The following is a 17,528-nucleotide window of genomic DNA, read 5'->3' on the forward strand; positions in this document are numbered from 1 at the left end:
GGCTTTTTTGCAGTTAGAGCATTTCCAGCAAAAGTGCGAAGCGGTTTTGCGTCGGATAATGCGTACAAACAAAGAGATAGAGCGATTCCACGGCTCTGCTTTAACTGGAACCGCGCTATCGTCTGAAATGATCAGCTCTTTACAGCGGACTTGGCCTGTTCTTCGGCCATCCGCTGCTGGAACATCTGCGCGAAATCGATCGGGTCGATCATCAGCGGCGGGTAGCCACCGTTGCGCGTTGCGTCGGCAATGATCTGGCGAGCGAACGGGAACAGAAGACGCGGGCATTCGATGAACAGAAGCGGAAGCATGTGCTCCTGCGGGATGCCCTGAATGCGGAACACGCCGCCATAGACGAGCTCGGTGTTGAAAAGGACGTCCTTGCCGTCAACAGCCTTGGCTTCCAGCGTCAGCACAACGTCGAAATCCGTTTCGGAAAGCGGATTGGCGTTTACGTTCACGTTGATGTTGATGGACGGTGCCTTCTCGCGCGGACGCAGCGACAGCGGCGCGCCCGGGCTTTCGAAGGACAGGTCCTTCACATACTGCGCCAGAATGTTGAGGGACGGCTCGGCCGTCGCGCCATTGCCGTTCTTTACTTCGCCCGCGGCCTTATCGCTCATTATCGGTATGCCTTCTATCGGTGATTAAAACTTTTGCGCTTCCAGCGCAGTCTACGCAGACTGCCCCGAAAGGTCGGAATGTTTGGCTAGCATGTGCGCGGGCATGAGGCAAGAAAGGCTTTTTAGGTTAGTATTTGCGTATTCATTGATCTTTACGGTCGTCTTTCCACGGCGAGTTTTCATTCGGCCTGGTGGTATAATCCTCTGGATCGAGATCGATGACATGGTCCTGACGTGGATTTGAACCGGGACGCTGTTGCCCGTAGCCGTCTGAATAGCGCGCGGATGTCGCAACGACCATGCGGCCGCGCATGAATTTTTCCCACATGAAATCACGGATGAACGGAATGAACAGCAGAATGCCGATGGTGCTGCTGACAAAACCGGGCACGATCAGCAGGATTGCTGCCAGAACCAGCATGGCGCCATGCACCATTTCGCGATCCGGCACGCGTCCGGCAGCCGTTTCGGTACGGATACGCTGCAAAAGCCCGATGCCCTGTACGCGCAGCAGAAAGAAACCCAGCATTGCGCTCAGAATAACGAGGCCCAAAGTCGCGAAAACGCCGATCTTGCTGCCGATAATGACGAAACCGGCAATTTCGATGAAAGGCATCGCCAGCATGACGAGAGGGGCGAGAGAGGAGGACACGTAAGTTACGACCTTTGTTGTTTGGTTTCAGCGTTTCAATTTAACCTGAATTGTAACTTTTTCAGGTTCGGAACGAAATTGAAACTGTCTGTCATGCAATATCAAATAGGTATGCATGATCGGGATTTGAATGATGACGTAAGCCGATCTATATGTATGAGATACAAACTAGGGATAAGGAAAGGCGAAATGCCTGATCCTTCAATCAGCGGCAGGCGGCATGGAATTTTTTGATTTTGGCACGATATTCTTCTTCATCGCAGCGGTGATCATCTTTCTCCAGCTGAGGAATGTTCTTGGCCGTCGTACCGGAAGTGAAAAACCGCCCTTCGATCCTTACACATCAGCCCGCAGTGCCGATGCTGCACCGGCAAGCGGTGAGACGGATAATGTCGTCTCTCTGCCACGTCGTCCGGGCGAAAAAGATTTCACCGCCATCGACAAGGCCGCTCCGGTCGGCACGCCGGTCAATGACGGCATGCGCGCGATTTACGCTGCCGATCCTTCGTTCGATCCGGCCGGTTTCGTGGAAGGCGTAAAGATCGCCTATGAAATGATTGTGATGTCCTTTGCCGATGGCGATCGCAAGGTTCTGAAAAATCTGCTTTCCAAGGATGTCTTCGAGGGCTTTGTTTCAGCTATCGACGACCGCGAAACCCGTGGCGAAAGCGTGCGTTCGTCCTTTGTCGGGATCGACAAGGCGGAAATCGCCGGTGCTGAAATGAAGGGGTCGGAAGCGCACGTAACGGTCAATATCGTCAGCCAGATGATTTCATCCACCTTTGACAAGGACGGCAAGCTGATCGACGGTGATCCGGAAAACGTGCTCGAGATCAAGGATCTCTGGACCTTTGCCCGCGACACACGATCGCGTGATCCAAATTGGAAGCTTGTCGCGACTGAAGCGGAAGATTAAGAGAAAACATGTGAATCCGGCCGCGATAGCGCATCCCGAAAAGTGTGAAACGCCTACGCAGGGAAATCAGTCCACTGGACTGATTTCTGATCCTGCTTCGATCGGAAAAGATGCGCGTTTCAAAAAATCAGCGGCCTTTTTGTTTGTGCATAGTTAGACGGATGCGGCGATGAACGACTTGGCGAGGATTTTGCGCCCGGTGGCTTTTTCCGATTGTCCGGGCTGGAACCGGGACGATCAGTCCGCGGCATTCGCTGCGTTTCGCCGTTCTGCCGACTATGCGGCCCACCAGACTTACAAAAGCGGCAGTCTCGGCATCTGTTTCGAAGCGTTGGGGCCGATCTTTGCGGCTGCACGCAGCCTCGACAATCCGGGTGTGGAAGAAGCGCGCGCTTTCTTCGAACAGAATTTTATCCCCTGCCGGATCGTTCCCGATCAGAGCAAAGGCTTTGTGACCGCTTTCTATGAACCGGAGATCGAAGCCTCCCTTGAGGCCGACACCCGGTTCAAGGTGCCCTTCCTGCGCCAGCCCGATGACCTCGTGAAAGTGACAGATGAAAGCCGTCCAATCGGACTTGATCCGTCCTTTGCCTTTGCGCGCCGGACGGAAAACGGCCTTGCCGAATATGACGACCGCCAGACAATCGAGCAGGGAAGTCTTTCCGGGCGTGGGTTGGAAATCGCTTTTGTCGCCGACCGGGTCGATGCCTTTTTCGCGCATGTGCAAGGTGCAGCACGCCTGAAACTGCCCGATGGCGGGTTGCTGCGCATTACATATGCAGCCAAATCCGGCCATCCGTTTACAGGCATCGGCCGCATTCTGGTTGCCAATGGCGAAATCCCGGCTTCAGAAATTTCCATGCAGTCGATCCGACGCTGGCTGGCCGAGCATCCGGATAAGGCCGACGATCTCATCTGGCAGAACCGGTCCTACATTTTCTTCCGGGAAGCTTCTGTGGACGACCCGGATGCCGGACCTATTGCGGCTGCAAAAGTTCCGCTGACCGCCGGGCGTTCGCTTGCTGTCGACAAATTGCTCCACACATTCGGGACGCCGATCTACGCCAGTGCTCCCAATGTCACGGTCTTTGACGGCGAACCCTTTGCACGCCTGATGATCGCGCAGGATACGGGAACGGCCATTGTCGGCCCTGCCCGCGGCGATCTGTTCGCGGGCTCTGGCGACACGGCAGGCGAGATCGCCGGTGGTGTAAAGGACGATGCTGACTTTTATGCGCTGGTGCCGCGCAGGCTTCTGGAGGCTTGAACGGGATGGCGCGTAACACCGACAAGCCGGAAAAGGATTATCTGCGGCCCGAAGACCGCATCCTGTGGGAGACGGTCGCGAAAACCGCAAAGCCGCTGATAAAGCCAAAGGCGAGTGAGGACGAACTTCCCGACTTCAAATCCCTGATGGCGGAAGAAGAAAAACGCCCTGCCAAGGCGAAGGTTCAGCCTGCAGTGGAAGCGAGCAAACCGAAGAAGGGTTTGTCGGCGCTCAGCGAAATGCAGATTCAATCACTCGACAAGCCGACGCATCGAAAGATCGCCAAAGGTCGTGTCGATATTGAAGCCCGCATCGATCTGCACGGTCTCACGCAGGGAGAGGCGCACGGCCTGCTCTACGGATTTCTGGTCAGCGCACATGCACGTGGCCTGCGTCACGTCATGGTTATTACCGGCAAAGGCCGTTCATTCGGCAGCGAAGGGATTTTGCGACAGGCGGTGCCGCACTGGTTTTCCACACCGCTGTTCCGGCTTCTGGTGAGTGCCTATGAGGATGCGGCGCGTCATCATGGCGGGCATGGCGCCCTCTATGTAAGGCTTCGCCGCCAGACGCAAACCATGGCACAGCAAACCGTATTGCCCGGGGGGAGCAGACCGCGATGACGCCATTTGGAATACGCTTGCGCGAGTTGCGGGAAGAACGCGGCGTAACGCAGAAGGATATGGCGGCAGCGCTTCGCGTTTCACCGGCCTATCTGTCAGCGCTGGAACATGGCCGGCGCGGCCAGCCGACCTGGGACCTGCTTCAGCGCATCATCACCTATTTCAATATCATCTGGGACGAAGCGGAAGAGTTGCAGAACCTCGCCGCCGTGTCGCATCCGCGCGTGGTGATCGATACGTCGGGCCTGTCGCCGCAGGCAACAGAACTCGCCAATCTTCTGGCGCGCAATATCCGCATCATCGACCGCGAGACGATCAGGCATCTGAGTGAGGAAATAGAGGCGGCGCGAAAGCGCCGCCGCGGTATCAAGCCTGTTCAAGTTGATTAAAGCGCATCCCGAAAAGTGTGAAACGCCTACGCAGGGAAATCAGTCCACTGGACTGATTTCTGATCCTGCTTCGATCGGAAAAGATGCACATAGAAACAAATGATCAGAGCGCCGATCTGATCCAATCAGATCGAAACGCGCTCTAGTGGATTGAATTTGACGTTTGATACCCGTCCGATATTAATCCCGTTTCAAACGTCAAATTCGAAAAACCCACTAGAAAAGCGCTTTCAGCTCATCAAGCTTCGAATTGACCAGCCATCCATAGTAGTTTTCCTGCGGTAGCAAAGGTTCCTGACCGTCCGCCTTTCGCTTGGCGTTTTCGTTGGCAAGCGCTCGTGCGCGTGCTTCGGCACCGCCCGTATTATAGAGCGTGGCGGTCAGGCCGGGATTCTTCGAAATGTCGAAGTCGGCGATCTGGCGGTAGGAGTTGATCGACTGTTTCAGCGTCGCCGCAATGTAGGGCAGCGTCAGATCGGGGTCCATGATCGTCTTGTAGACGACATTGCCGTCTTCTGCGTTGAGCTTGGGCAGACCGGAAACGCGGTTCACCATGTCGGACATCTGCAATGCTGTCAGCGGATTGATCTGGCCAAGACCGAATGTCTGCCCGGCATAGAAGGGCTGGAAGAAGACCGCGCTGAAACGATTGTTGGGATAAGCGTTGCCACCGACAGATTTGCCGCGGAAGTTCTTATTCCAGACATTCTCGCGGCAGGACCATAGCGAATAGCTGTCCTTGTGTTTCAGGCAGTCGGCAAATTCCGGCCTCTTGATGAACTGGCCGATGCTTTCACCATTGTAGCCGAAGCTCACGCCCTGGTTCACATAGGACATGGCCTTGACGTAATAGGTCTGCAGCCGGTCATAGACGTCGACATTATAGGTGTGCTCGCCCACAATCGCGCCGACAATATGAATAGGATCGATGCCATAGGCGGCTGCCGTTGAGCGGATCTTGGAACGCAGCGAGGCATCCTTTTTCAGGAGATTGTAGATCTTCTGATACTTCTTCTCGTACGTCGTGCTCAGCTCACGCGTGCGCTTGGCGGATGCGCCGGGAATTGGGGGCTGTTCCGCACTGCGATTGCCCGGAGGCACGACCGTCGCTGCATAGGCGCTCTGGCTGGCAAGGCTGAGGGCCAGGACAAATCCAACAAAAATGCGTCGCGGCTTTGCGCCCATTATTCTGATCATTGTGTGGAAACGGTCCTGATATGGTGAATATTCGGTAAAAGTTGCGGGGAAAATAAAAAACCCCCCGATGCAAGTCGAGGGGTTTTTGCAGTATTTGCGAAAGTGAACTCGCGCCGTGGCTTTATGGCCACTTTTACAAGATGAAGCGCGACAGATCGGTGTTCTTGGCAAGGCTGCCGATCTTGTCCTTTACATAGGCCGCGTCGATGACGAAAGTTGCGCCTGTCTTGTCAGGCGCGGTGTATGAAATTTCATCGAGAACACGTTCCATCACCGTCTGCAACCGGCGCGCACCGATGTTTTCAACCGTCGCATTGAGATCGACAGCGATATCGGCCAGAGCGTCGATGGCGTCATCGGTGATCTCCAGCTTCACCTCTTCCGTTTCCATCAGTGCGATATACTGCTTGATCAGGCTTGCCTCGGTCTCCGTCAGGATGCGGCGGAAATCTTCGCGTGTCAGCGCATTAAGCTCGACACGGATCGGCAGACGGCCCTGTAGTTCCGGCAGAAGATCGGACGGCTTGGATACGTGAAACGCACCGGATGCGATGAACAGCACGTGGTCGGTCTTCACCGGCCCGTATTTGGTCGCAACGGTCGTGCCTTCGACCAGCGGCAGCAGATCGCGTTGCACGCCTTCGCGCGACACACCGGCACCCATACCACCTTCCCGCGATGCGATCTTGTCGATCTCGTCGATGAACACAATGCCTTCGTCTTCGGTGACGCGAAGCGCTTCCTGAACGATCTGGTCCTGATCCAGAAGCTTGTCGGATTCATCATTGATCAGGATCGGATAGGAATCCTTCACCGTGGTCTTGCGCGTCTTGGTGCGCCCGCCCATGGCCTTGCCCAGCATGTCGGACAGGTTCATGACACCGATATTGGCGCCCGGCATGCCCGGAATTTCAAAGCTTGGGCCGGAGCCGGTATCGGCGACCTCGATTTCGATTTCCTTGTCGTCCATTTCGCCATTGCGCAGCTTCTTGCGGAAACTGTCACGCGTGGCGGGGCTGGCGGTCTTGCCGACCAGTGCATCCAGCACGCGTTCTTCGGCATTGAGATGCGCCTTGGCCTTCACATCGTCGCGACGCTTTTCACGGACGAGCGTGATGGCAACTTCGACGAGATCGCGGACGATCTGCTCGACGTCACGGCCGACATAGCCGACTTCGGTGAACTTGGTCGCTTCCACCTTGACGAAAGGCGCACCGGCCAGCTTTGCGAGGCGGCGGGAAATTTCTGTCTTGCCGACGCCGGTCGGTCCGATCATCAGGATGTTTTTCGGCATGACCTCTTCGCGCATCTGGCCTTCGAGCTGCTGGCGGCGCCAGCGATTGCGAAGGGCGATAGCGACCGCGCGCTTGGCGTCGTTCTGGCCGATGATGAAGCGGTCGAGTTCGGAGACGATTTCACGGGGAGAGAAATTACTCATAATTATAACCCACTTTGCCACTGCTTGATGAACTCGAACGGATGCAGCAGCATGATCACGTTGAGCGTAAGATTGTCGCGAATGACGATCAGCGCCAGAACTTCAAAGAACAGCGCGATGGCGACGGTTATTTTCGTTGGCAGTTTGGCTGCGATCAGAAAGCCGATCAGGGCGGCAACCGTGTCGGCAACCGAATTCACGATGCTGTCGCCGAAATAGTCCACCGAGGACGTATTGGCGCGATAGCGTTCGATGATGAAGTTCGAATTCTCGACCAGTTCCCATACGGCTTCGATGCCGACCGCAGCCGCAAGTCTCAAGCCGAGCGGGGCTTTGGGTGCGATGACCGTGAACAGCCAGTAGAACAGAAAGCCATGGATGATATGCGACAGCGTATACCAGTCGGATATATGCTGCGAATTTTCGGTCATCAGCGAACCCGACCATAATTTTATGGTCCCGCATTCGCACATGGCGATCCGCCCGTCGAAGTAAAGCCAGGAGGCTTGCACTGCGAGTATGGCGAGAACGATCAGGGCGCCCAGACCCCAGCGTTGCGCACTCGGTTTTGAGGCCTGCGCGAGCGAACTCATTCTGCGTCCAGGCTTTCCACGATGATATTGTGGTTGGTGTAGATGCAGATATCGGCGGCGATATCCATCGCCTTGCGGGCGATTTCTTCGGCTGACTTGTCCGTATCGACCAGCGCGCGGGCAGCGGCCAGCGCATAATTGCCGCCCGAACCGATGGCCATGACGCCGTGTTCGGGTTCAAGCACGTCGCCGGTGCCCGTCAGCGCCAGCGTTACCTTGCTGTCGGCAACCAGCATCATGGCTTCCAGCTTGCGCAGATAGCGGTCGGTGCGCCAGTCCTTGGCGAGTTCGACCGAAGCGCGCATGAGCTGGTCGGGATATTGCTCCAGCTTCGCTTCGAGGCGTTCCAGAAGGGTGAAGGCGTCTGCGGTGGCTCCGGCGAAACCGGCAATCACATTGCCCTTGCCGATGCGGCGAACCTTTCGCGCATTGCCCTTCATGACGGTATTGCCGAGCGAAACCTGTCCGTCGCCGGCGATAACGACCTTGTTACCCTTGCGCACGGTGACGATGGTCGTGCCGTAAATTGTCGTGGGATGATGTTCGATCATGGATGCTCCTTTGGCGGCACATGCAATCCCGGAAGGCAATTGCAGGTGCCCCTTCATCTATTGAAGAAACAGGTTCCGTCAGCCATTGGCGGATGAATCGTGCTTCGCTGAGAATATTTAAGAACGTACGGACGAATTGCAAATGCCGAATTGCAGCTTGCCAAACCGGCAAAAGGAATTGGCAAACTGGGCAAGCTGTTCTAGAACGCCTCCAAGCTATTGAATGAGGAAAGCTTATGACTGCAGAAAGCACCCGCAAGGCAAGCATCGAGCGCTCGACCAAGGAAACGAGCATTGCCGTTTCCGTCGATCTGGACGGCGTTGGCAAGTTCGACATCACCACCGGTGTCGGCTTCTTCGATCACATGCTGGAGCAGCTTTCCCGACATTCGCTCATCGATATGCGTGTCATGGCCAAGGGCGACCTGCATATTGACGATCACCACACGGTCGAGGACACCGGCATTGCGCTCGGTCAGGCCATTGCCAAAGCATTGGGCGAGCGCCGCGGTATCGTGCGCTATGCCTCAATGGACCTGGCCATGGACGATACGCTGACCGGCGCTGCGGTCGATGTGTCCGGGCGCGCCTTTCTGGTCTGGAACGTCAATTTCACGACATCCAAGATCGGTGCGTTCGATACCGAGCTGGTGCGCGAATTCTTCCAGGCTTTTGCGATGAATGCAGGCATCACGCTCCACATCAACAATCATTATGGTGCCAACAACCACCATATTGCGGAATCGATCTTCAAGGCGGTGGCCAGGGTTCTGCGCACGGCGCTGGAAACCGATCCGCGCCAGAAGGATGCAATTCCCTCCACCAAGGGTTCGTTAAAGGGATAGGTCCCGAACGGAAGGACAGGTCATGGCGCAATATGTCGTGCTGGAACCGAGGGATAGTAAAGCAATTTCAGGAAAAGTGGACACCGGTTTTCCGTCCGAAATTGCGACTGAAAAAAGCGCTGAAAAGGCCGTCTTCGTGCGCGACGGATTCCATGTACTGGCGCTGGTCTTGCCCTTCGTCTGGCTTCTGACCCAGCGTCTGTGGTTTGAAGCTTTTGCTGTTCTGGGCATTACAATCCTGCTCGGGCTTGTCGGAGCTTACTTTGGCATCGCCGATGCGGTTCCGCTTCTGACCCTGCTGGTATCGCTGTTTGTGGCGCTGGAAGGCGTCAACTGGAAGATCGCCAAGCTCAGGCGTCAGGGTTTTGTCGAAAAAGCGGTCATTGATGCCTCCGATCTGGAAGAAGCAGAGATCCGCTATTTCTACAGCCTCGAAGATGCGGCCCGGCCAGCAACCTCTCTTGCGGACAAGCCTGCTCCGGAATGGGCGCAGCAGCCCCCTCGTCCCACCTATTCCTCATTTGGCTCGACGATCGGGTTTGTCGGCCATCGCGGAGAAAACTGAAAATGCGTGTTGCAATCATCGATTACGGCTCCGGCAATCTGCGCTCGGCCACCAAGGCTTTTGAGCGTGCGGCGCATGAGAGCGGTATCGCGGCAGAAATAGAACTGACGGCGGATGCCGACCGAGTGGCGACGGCTGACCGTATCGTGCTTCCGGGCGTTGGCGCCTACGCCGATTGCCGTCGCGGCCTTCATGCCGTACCGGGCATGGTGGAAGCACTGGAAGATGTGGTTCTGAAGAAGGCGCACCCCTTCCTTGGCATTTGCGTCGGCATGCAGCTCATGTCGGAGCGCGGCCTTGAAAAGGAAGTGACCAAGGGTCTTGGCTGGATTGCGGGCGATGTGCGTGAAATGACACCGTCCGATCCTTCGCTGAAAATTCCGCAGATCGGCTGGAACAGGATTCACGTGAAACATTCTCACCCGGTCTTCGAAGGTATCGAGACCGGCGAGAACGGCTTGCACGCCTATTTCGTGCATTCCTATATGTTCGATGCGAAGAACAAGGCTGACGTGCTGGCCGTTACTGAATATGGCGGCGATGTCACTGCAACGGTTGGCCGCGACAATATGGTGGGAACCCAGTTCCATCCTGAAAAGAGCCAGTTGCTCGGCCTTTCGCTCATTGCCAATTTCCTGAAATGGAAGCCCTGACATTATGATCCTTTTTCCCGCCATCGATTTGAAAGACGGTCAATGCGTGCGCCTGAAGCTCGGCGACATGGATCAGGCAACCGTCTATAATGAAGACCCGGCTGCACAGGCCAAAGCCTTTGAGGATCAGGGCTTTGAATGGCTGCATGTGGTTGATCTCAACGGTGCCTTTGCTGGCGAAAGCGTCAACGGCAAGGCTGTGGAAGCGATCCTGAAAGCCACGAAAAATCCGGTGCAGCTCGGGGGCGGTATCCGCACGCTCCAGCATATCGAGAACTGGCTTTCCAAGGGATTGCGCCGCGTCATTCTTGGTACGGTCGCCGTGCGCGATCCAGCATTGGTGATAGAGGCCTGCAAGGCATTTCCGGGTCGGGTTGCTGTCGGCATCGATGCCAAGGGCGGCTATGTCGCCGTTGAAGGCTGGGCAGAAGCGTCTGAACTGGGCGTGATCGAACTCGCGAAAAAGTTTGAAGGCGCAGGCGTTGCCGCCATCATCTATACCGACATTGATCGCGACGGCGTTCTGGCTGGCATCAACTGGGATTCGACGCTCGGCCTCGCAGATAGCGTTTCCATCCCGGTGATCGCATCGGGCGGCCTCGCCTCGATGGATGACATCAAACGTCTTGCCGCTCCTGATGCCCGCAAGCTGGAAGGCGCGATTTCCGGTCGCGCGCTTTACGATGGCCGCATCGATCCGGCAGAAGCATTATCCCTGTTGAGGGCCGCAGTATGACACTCAAAGCACGCGTAATTCCTTGCCTCGATGTTAAAGACGGCCGCTCCCGCCTGCCCGCAGCGAACAGTCCGGCAAAGGCCGGACAGCGAGGACAGGCAAAACTGAAAAGAGACGCGGCAGATCGAGGACAACCATGCTGAAAGCAAGAGTGATACCGTGCCTCGATGTGAAGGACGGACGCGTCGTCAAGGGTGTGAACTTTGTCGATCTGATCGATGCCGGTGATCCGGTTGAAGCAGCGCGTGCCTATGATGCGGCAGGCGCAGACGAATTGTGCTTCCTCGACATCACGGCGTCTTCGGACAATCGCGAGACAATTTTCGATGTGATCGCCCGTACAGCGGAACAGTGCTTCATGCCGCTCACTGTTGGCGGTGGCGTGCGTCAGGTTGCCGATATTCGCAAGCTGCTTCTGGCCGGTGCAGACAAGGTTTCGATCAACACGGCTGCGGTGAAGAACCCGGAATTTGTTGCAGAAGCTGCTGACAAATTCGGTGACCAGTGCATCGTGGTTGCCATCGACGCCAAGAAGGTTTCGGGCGAAGGTGAAGCCGACCGTTGGGAAATCTTCACCCATGGCGGACGCCAGACAACCGGCATCGACGCGGTGGAGTTTGCGCAGAAGGTGGTGAGCCTCGGCGCTGGTGAAATCCTGCTAACCTCGATGGATCGCGACGGAACCAAGGCCGGTTACGACGTGGCACTGACGCGAGCCGTGGCTGACAGCGTGCGCGTTCCGGTAATCGCTTCGGGTGGTGTCGGCAATCTCGATCACATGGTTGCGGGCATTCGTGACGGTCATGCGACGGCAGTTCTCGCAGCATCCATCTTCCACTTCGGCACCTATACGATTGGCGAGGCCAAACGCTATATGGCCGAAGCTGGCATCCCGATGCGGCTCGATCCGGTCCGTTAAAGAGCAAGATTTAAGGAAATCCGATGACTGAGTTCACACTTTCCGACCTTGAACGCATCGTCGCGGAGCGTGCCGGCATGACGGGCGGCTCGTCTTATACTGCAAGCCTTGTTGCCAAGGGACAGACACGGGCCGCGAAAAAGCTCGGTGAAGAAGCCGTGGAAACGGTCATTGCCGCTGTTGAGGGCAACCGCGCGGAAGTGGTCACTGAAAGCGCTGACCTGCTTTATCATCTGCTGGTGGTTCTCAAGATTGCGGACGTACCACTCAATGAGGTTCTTGCAGAATTGCAACGCCGCACGGCGCAGACTGGTCTTGAGGAAAAGGCCGGTCGTCCGAAAGCATAAATGCAAAGCGAATTGAAAGCTGCTAGTGCAGAATTGGCGTTGAGGGAGAGCAGCGACAATATGTGGGAAAAAGTGGACCAGCTAACGCCGTCGCGTTACTCGCCTTACCGTTTCTTTTCGGCTGAGGAATGGGCGGGCTTTCGCGCCGACACGCCGCTCACTTTGACTTATGACGAGGTCAAACGGCTGCGCTCGCTGGGCGATCCTATCGATCTCGATGAGGTGCGGCGCATCTATCTGTCGCTGTCGCGATTGCTGTCGGCGCATGTGGAGGCAAGCCAGCTTCTGTTCGAGCAGCGCAAGCAGTTCCTCAACATGGAAGAGTCGTTCAAGACACCGTTCATCATCGGCATTGCCGGTTCGGTTGCAGTCGGCAAATCCACGACTGCGCGTATCCTGAAAGAGCTTCTTGCACGCTGGCCATCGAGCCCGAAGGTCGATCTGGTGACGACCGACGGTTTTCTCTACCCCAATGCGGTCCTGCGCGAGCAGAACATGATGGAGCGCAAGGGTTTTCCCGAAAGCTACGATGTCGGTGCGGTCTTGCGCTTTCTGTCAGCGATCAAGGCAGGCATGAGCCAGGTGCGTGCGCCGCTCTATTCGCATCTGAGCTACGACGTATTGCCGGGCGAATATCAGATCGTCGACAAGCCGGATATTCTGATCTTTGAAGGCATCAATGTGCTGCAGGTGCGCGATCTGCCGGAAGACGGCAAGATGGTGCCCTTCGTGTCCGATTTCTTCGACTTCTCGATCTATATCGATGCGGAATCGCAGCTGATTCACAAATGGTATATCGACCGCTTCATGCGGCTGCGGGAGACTGCTTTCGTCAATCCGGAATCCTTCTTCCATCGCTATTCGCAGCTTTCGGAAGATGCGGCGCGTTCGATTGGCGAAGGACTGTGGAACAATATCAACCTGAAGAACCTCAAGGATAATATCCTGCCGACGCGCCCGCGCGCCGATCTGATCCTGCGCAAGGGCAGCGATCACCTGATCGAGGAAGTTGCGCTGAGAAAAATATAAAAGCGGAAGATATAGTAACGACAATGCCGCAAACGTTGCGCATGTATCAAGTGGATGCCTTCACAGACCGCCTGTTTGGTGGCAATCCGGCAGCCGTTCTCATTCTCGACGCGTGGCTGTCCGACCATCTGATGCAGGCAATCGCCAGCGAGAACAATCTGGCGGAAACGGCTTTTGCCTGCCGCGACGGGGATAGCTGGCGTTTGCGCTGGTTCACCCCAACGACGGAAGTCGATTTCTGCGGCCATGCCACGCTGGCGACGGCGCATGTCCTTGCTGCACATTATGATGTTGAAGGGGATATGGATTTTGAAACCCGCGTCGGCCCGATCCGGGTTTCTCGTTCGGGCAGCGGTTATGTCCTCGACATTCCGTGTTTTCCGCCGCAACCATTGGCGGAACTGCCGACCTCCATCGCTCCGCTTTTTGACAGATCGGACGGGAGCCGGTTCTTCCGCAATTTTGAGAACATCTTCGTTGAGGTTGCAGACGAGGCGTCCGTACGCGTTTTCGTCCCTGACTTGCCGCAGATTGCGAAACTGGGACCCGTCGGTCTAGTTGTCACGGCAAAGGGCGTGTCGCATGATTTTGTCTCGCGCTATTTCGTACCTGGCGCGGGCATTCCCGAAGATCCCGTCACCGGGTCGATTCACGCTACGCTTGTACCCTATTGGAGCCGGAAATTGGGAAAGAACCGACTGCATGCACAGCAGGTGTCGGCACGTGGCGGACATCTTCTTTGCGAACTGAAAGACGACCGCGTCCTGCTTGCGGGCAAGGCCGTCACCTTCATGGCGGCGGAAATCTATCTGCCGGATGTTGATGGCGGAGAGTTTCCGCCCCGTGGTTCCTTTTAATCGTAAGAAACCTTGCCGCGGCCCTTCTTGATGTCGGATCGTCCAGACTTGGCCTTGAGGCGGCGTTCGACGGAGCCTTTTGTGGGCCTGGTCTTCTTGCGTGGCGGCGGCGGTGGTTCGGCAGCTTTGGCAATAAGCGCGATCAGCCGTTCGCGCGCGTCCTCGCGGTTGCGCTCCTGGGTGCGGAAACGATTGGCCTCGATCAGAATATCGCCGTCCTTGGTACCTTTCTGTCCGGCAAGCTTGAAGAGCCGTGACAGGATATCTTCCGGCAGGCCTGCTCTCACGGCATGAAAGCGCAGCTGCACGGCAGTCGAAACCTTGTTGACGTTCTGACCGCCCGGCCCGGAGGCACGAATGAAGCTCTCCTCCAGATCGTCTTCACGGATCGTCAGGCGATTGGTGATGCGGATGATGTTCCGGTTCTCTTCCATGACGAGGAGATATACCGCTTTGTATCCCTTATACAAAAGAAAAACCCGGCCTTTCAGCCGGGCTCTCCCTCCTCCTCAGGATGGTAAAAGCATGTCTCCAAAAAGTGGGAACCGGTTTTTGGATAAAGACATGCGTAGAAAAAGCTATTCCGCAGCGATACGGATCGCTGGCGCCGCGTCCTTTACCTCGTGATCGACATGGCTTTCGAATTTTTCGAAATTCGTGACGAACATGTCGACAAGCTTCTTGGCCTGCGCGTCATAGGCAGCCTTGTCGGCCCAGGTCGAGCGCGGATCGAGAATGGACGTGTCCACACCCGGTACGTCGACCGGAACCGCGAAGCCGAAATTCGGATCGATGCGGAATTCGGCTTCGTTCAGCGAACCGTCAAGCGCGGCGGCGAGCAGAGCGCGGGTTGCCTTGATTGGCATGCGCTTGCCGACGCCGTAAGCACCACCGGTCCAGCCGGTATTGACCAGCCAGCAATCGACCTTGTGCTCGGCGATCAGCTTGCGCAGAAGATTGCCATATTCCGACGGATGGCGCGGCATGAACGGTGCGCCGAAACAGGTCGAGAAGGTCGCTTCCGGTTCGGTCACGCCCTTTTCGGTACCGGCGACCTTAGCCGTGTAGCCGGACAGGAAGTGGTACATGGCCTGTGCTGGCGTCAGCTTGGCAATCGGAGGCATTACGCCGAAGGCATCGGCGGTGAGCATGATGATGTTCTTCGGCTGGCCGCCCTTGCCCGACTTCGATGCATTCGGGATGAAATCGAGCGGATAGGCGCAGCGGGTGTTTTCCGTCAGCGAGCCGTCGTCGAAATCCGGCTGGCGGTTCTCATCGAGAACGACATTTTCCAGCACCGTGCCGAAACGCTGCGTCGTCGCGTAGATTTCCGGCTCCGCTTCGGCGGACAGACGGATGGTTTTGGCGTAGCAGCCGCCTTCGAAGTTGAAGATGCCATGTTCGCCCCAGCCATGCTCGTCATCGCCGATCAGCGTACGGGTCGGATCTGCCGAAAGCGTGGTCTTGCCGGTGCCGGACAGGCCGAAGAAGACGGCGGTGTCGCCGTTCGGGCCTTCATTGGCCGAGCAGTGCATCGGCATCACACCCTTCGCAGGCAGGATGTAGTTGAGTGCGGTGAAAACCGACTTCTTCATCTCGCCGGCATAGGACGTGCCGCCGATCAGTACGATCTTGCGGGTCAGGTCGACCGCGATCACGGTTTCAGTGCGCACGCCATAGCGTTCCGGATCCGCCTTGAAGGATGGCAGGTCGATAATCGTCATTTCCGGCACGTAGGAAGCGAGCGCTTCCTGTTCCGGACGGATCAGAAGATTGCGAATGAACAGCGAATGCCAGGCATACTCGGTGATGACGCGGGCATTGATCTTGTTGTCGGCATCGGCGCCGCCGATGAGATCCTGAACGAAAAGCTCCTTGCCCTTCGCATGGTCGATGAAATCGGCATAAAGAAGCTCGAAGGCCTCGCGGCTCATCGGCTTGTTGTTGTCCCACCAGACATGACCTTCCGTGTCGGCATCGCGGACGACGAACTTGTCTTTCGGCGAACGGCCCGTGTGCTGTCCGGTGCGTGCGACAAGCGCACCCTGCGCCGACAGTTCGGCTTCGCCCCGGCGAACGGTTTCCTCATAAAGCCGGGCGGCCCCAAGGTTGTAAAAGACTGCGGAGATTTCCTTCAGTCCTGAAGTGGCAATGGAAGCGGCCGTGTTGTGAATGCCGGTCTCTCTCATGATGTCTCCGCCATATGGTTTGACAATTGATCGGTCTCGTTTCGCGCCTACCAGATTGATCGCGAAACTGAGGATGGCAGTCAGAAACAGATTAATCGTGGCAATTCAAATATTTAATCGATTTAAAATTTTTGAAATTTTTTTAAATCGTTTAATCTATGCGTTATGAGCTGTGAGTTTCGGGGAATGAAGGTCGGGCTGGCATTAACCAAAGCGCGATTCGGAGAGCGTCGTTTCGCGGCTTCTTCCGGTGCTGCCACATTTTGTACCTAATTTGTACTGCACAAGCAGGCACATTATACTAGTATCGATGTGTAATAAGGCGCTCGATCTATAACCCGCCAGTCTCTGGCGGCTGAAAGACGTCACCAGCCGGATATTCCGGTTGGCTTAGTTGAAGGAGAAAGGTTCGCATGAAGGAAGCCTCGGCAACGCAGACAATTGCGCTGGTCGACGACGACCGCAACATCCTGACCTCCGTGTCCATCGCGCTGGAATCGGAAGGCTATCGGGTCGAAACCTACACCGATGGCGCGTCCGCGCTGGACGGTCTGATGGCGCGTCCGCCCAATCTTGCGATCTTCGATATCAAAATGCCGCGCATGGACGGTATGGAGCTTCTGCGCCGTCTGCGCCAGAAATCCGACCTCCCCGTCATCTTCCTCACGTCCAAGGACGACGAGATCGACGAGCTTTTCGGCCTCAAGATGGGCGCGGATGATTTCATCACCAAGCCGTTCTCGCAGCGCCTTCTGGTCGAGCGCGTCAAGGCGGTGCTTCGCCGGGTTGCCGCACGCGATGGCACGGCCAAGCCGACCGGACAGCAGGCCAAATCGCTTGAGCGCGGCCAGCTGGTCATGGATCAGGAGCGTCACACCTGCACCTGGAAGGGCGAGCCGGTAACGCTGACGGTCACTGAGTTCCTGATTCTTCATTCGTTGGCACAGCGTCCGGGCGTCGTGAAAAGCCGTGACGCCCTCATGGATGCGGCTTATGATGAGCAGGTCTATGTGGATGACCGTACCATCGACAGCCATATCAAGCGCCTGCGCAAGAAGTTCAAGGCGGTTGACGACGATTTCGAAATGATCGAAACGCTCTATGGCGTTGGCTATCGCTTCCGCGAGGCTTGATAGATA

21 protein-coding genes are annotated in these 17,528 nt (G+C 56.5%); 13 read left to right on the forward strand and 8 right to left on the reverse strand.

Annotation, left to right across the window (positions count from 1 at the left end; genetic code table 11):
• Window positions 1–131: 131 nt before the first annotated feature.
• Both secB and LJ361_RS22320 read right to left on the reverse strand, forming a co-directional pair.
• Entirely contained in the window at window positions 132–623 is a 492-nt protein-coding gene (gene secB, locus LJ361_RS22315; protein ID WP_010657658.1) for a protein-export chaperone SecB, read from the reverse strand.
• A 142-nt stretch (window positions 624–765) separates the two neighbouring features.
• Window positions 766–1,275 (reverse strand): FxsA family protein, encoded by a 510-nt coding sequence (locus LJ361_RS22320; protein ID WP_010657659.1) that lies wholly within the window; start codon window positions 1,273–1,275, stop codon window positions 766–768.
• 220 nt (window positions 1,276–1,495) lie between these two features.
• Here LJ361_RS22320 and LJ361_RS22325 point away from each other — a divergent pair, with 220 nt between their 5' ends.
• The 4 genes from LJ361_RS22325 to LJ361_RS22340 all read left to right on the forward strand — a co-directional run bounded on the left by LJ361_RS22325 (window position 1,496) and on the right by LJ361_RS22340 (window position 4,470).
• Complete coding sequence (locus LJ361_RS22325; RefSeq protein WP_010657660.1) at window positions 1,496–2,191, forward strand: Tim44/TimA family putative adaptor protein; 696 nt, start codon at window positions 1,496–1,498, stop codon at window positions 2,189–2,191.
• A gap of 169 nt (window positions 2,192–2,360) precedes the next feature.
• A complete protein-coding gene (locus LJ361_RS22330) occupies window positions 2,361–3,458 on the forward strand; it encodes a murein transglycosylase A (protein WP_010657661.1) in 1,098 nt (365 codons plus the stop codon).
• A gap of 5 nt (window positions 3,459–3,463) precedes the next feature.
• The gene (locus LJ361_RS22335) at window positions 3,464–4,081 is read left to right on the forward strand and encodes a Smr/MutS family protein (protein WP_010657662.1); all 618 of its coding nucleotides are present in this window, start codon (window positions 3,464–3,466) and stop codon (window positions 4,079–4,081) included.
• Window positions 4,078–4,470 carry a helix-turn-helix transcriptional regulator gene (locus tag LJ361_RS22340; RefSeq protein WP_010657663.1) on the forward strand — a complete coding sequence of 131 codons (393 nt, stop codon included), beginning with the start codon at window positions 4,078–4,080 and terminating at the stop codon, window positions 4,468–4,470. Before LJ361_RS22335 ends, LJ361_RS22340 begins: the two co-directional genes overlap by 4 nt.
• A 216-nt stretch (window positions 4,471–4,686) precedes the next feature.
• On the opposite strand, the gene LJ361_RS22345 is transcribed toward LJ361_RS22340, so the two are convergent.
• The 4 genes from LJ361_RS22345 to hslV form a co-directional block, all read right to left on the reverse strand.
• Entirely contained in the window at window positions 4,687–5,667 is a 981-nt protein-coding gene (locus tag LJ361_RS22345) for a DUF1402 family protein (RefSeq protein ID WP_012091062.1), read from the reverse strand.
• Between the two features lie 133 nt (window positions 5,668–5,800).
• On the reverse strand, window positions 5,801–7,105 hold the full coding sequence (gene hslU, locus LJ361_RS22350; protein ID WP_010657665.1) for an ATP-dependent protease ATPase subunit HslU: 1,305 nt from the start codon (window positions 7,103–7,105) through the stop codon (window positions 5,801–5,803).
• A 2-nt stretch (window positions 7,106–7,107) separates the two neighbouring features.
• Window positions 7,108–7,698, reverse strand: a complete 591-nt coding sequence (locus LJ361_RS22355; protein ID WP_010657666.1) for a DUF2585 domain-containing protein — start codon at window positions 7,696–7,698, stop codon at window positions 7,108–7,110.
• Window positions 7,695–8,249 (reverse strand): ATP-dependent protease subunit HslV, encoded by a 555-nt coding sequence (gene hslV / locus LJ361_RS22360; RefSeq protein WP_010657667.1) that lies wholly within the window; start codon window positions 8,247–8,249, stop codon window positions 7,695–7,697. Before hslV ends, LJ361_RS22355 begins: the two co-directional genes overlap by 4 nt.
• A gap of 236 nt (window positions 8,250–8,485) precedes the next feature.
• Here hslV and hisB point away from each other — a divergent pair, with 236 nt between their 5' ends.
• The 8 genes from hisB to LJ361_RS22400 all read left to right on the forward strand — a co-directional run bounded on the left by hisB (window position 8,486) and on the right by LJ361_RS22400 (window position 14,200).
• On the forward strand, window positions 8,486–9,094 hold the full coding sequence (hisB, locus tag LJ361_RS22365) for an imidazoleglycerol-phosphate dehydratase HisB (RefSeq protein ID WP_010657668.1): 609 nt from the start codon (window positions 8,486–8,488) through the stop codon (window positions 9,092–9,094).
• 22 nt (window positions 9,095–9,116) lie between these two features.
• Window positions 9,117–9,659 (forward strand): DUF2628 domain-containing protein, encoded by a 543-nt coding sequence (locus tag LJ361_RS22370; RefSeq protein ID WP_010657669.1) that lies wholly within the window; start codon window positions 9,117–9,119, stop codon window positions 9,657–9,659.
• A gap of 2 nt (window positions 9,660–9,661) precedes the next feature.
• The gene (gene hisH, locus LJ361_RS22375) at window positions 9,662–10,312 is read left to right on the forward strand and encodes an imidazole glycerol phosphate synthase subunit HisH (protein ID WP_012091059.1); all 651 of its coding nucleotides are present in this window, start codon (window positions 9,662–9,664) and stop codon (window positions 10,310–10,312) included.
• 4 nt (window positions 10,313–10,316) lie between these two features.
• On the forward strand, window positions 10,317–11,048 hold the full coding sequence (hisA, locus tag LJ361_RS22380) for a 1-(5-phosphoribosyl)-5-[(5-phosphoribosylamino)methylideneamino]imidazole-4-carboxamide isomerase (RefSeq protein WP_010657671.1): 732 nt from the start codon (window positions 10,317–10,319) through the stop codon (window positions 11,046–11,048).
• A 136-nt stretch (window positions 11,049–11,184) separates the two neighbouring features.
• A complete protein-coding gene (gene hisF / locus LJ361_RS22385) occupies window positions 11,185–11,967 on the forward strand; it encodes an imidazole glycerol phosphate synthase subunit HisF (protein WP_010657672.1) in 783 nt (260 codons plus the stop codon).
• A gap of 23 nt (window positions 11,968–11,990) precedes the next feature.
• On the forward strand, window positions 11,991–12,314 hold the full coding sequence (locus LJ361_RS22390) for a phosphoribosyl-ATP diphosphatase (protein WP_010657673.1): 324 nt from the start codon (window positions 11,991–11,993) through the stop codon (window positions 12,312–12,314).
• A 60-nt stretch (window positions 12,315–12,374) separates the two neighbouring features.
• A complete protein-coding gene (gene coaA / locus LJ361_RS22395) occupies window positions 12,375–13,343 on the forward strand; it encodes a type I pantothenate kinase (RefSeq protein WP_010657674.1) in 969 nt (322 codons plus the stop codon).
• Window positions 13,344–13,366: 23 nt separating this feature from the next.
• Window positions 13,367–14,200, forward strand: coding sequence for a PhzF family phenazine biosynthesis protein (locus LJ361_RS22400; RefSeq protein WP_010657675.1), 834 nt, complete (start codon window positions 13,367–13,369; stop codon window positions 14,198–14,200).
• Here the strand turns inward: LJ361_RS22400 and arfB are convergent.
• Complete coding sequence (gene arfB, locus LJ361_RS22405) at window positions 14,197–14,634, reverse strand: alternative ribosome rescue aminoacyl-tRNA hydrolase ArfB (RefSeq protein ID WP_010657676.1); 438 nt, start codon at window positions 14,632–14,634, stop codon at window positions 14,197–14,199. The genes LJ361_RS22400 and arfB overlap by 4 nt on opposite strands.
• A gap of 144 nt (window positions 14,635–14,778) precedes the next feature.
• Complete coding sequence (locus LJ361_RS22410) at window positions 14,779–16,389, reverse strand: phosphoenolpyruvate carboxykinase (RefSeq protein ID WP_010657677.1); 1,611 nt, start codon at window positions 16,387–16,389, stop codon at window positions 14,779–14,781.
• 413 nt (window positions 16,390–16,802) lie between these two features.
• On the opposite strand from LJ361_RS22410, the gene LJ361_RS22415 reads away from it, so the two are divergent.
• Window positions 16,803–17,522: a response regulator transcription factor gene (locus tag LJ361_RS22415; protein WP_006468074.1), complete on the forward strand. Its 720-nt coding sequence runs from the start codon at window positions 16,803–16,805 to the stop codon at window positions 17,520–17,522.
• Window positions 17,523–17,528 lie beyond the last annotated feature (6 nt).

Origin of the sequence: Brucella sp. JSBI001 (assembly GCF_026014005.1) — a bacterium.
Taxonomy (GTDB): Bacteria; Pseudomonadota; Alphaproteobacteria; order Rhizobiales; family Rhizobiaceae; genus Brucella; species Brucella anthropi.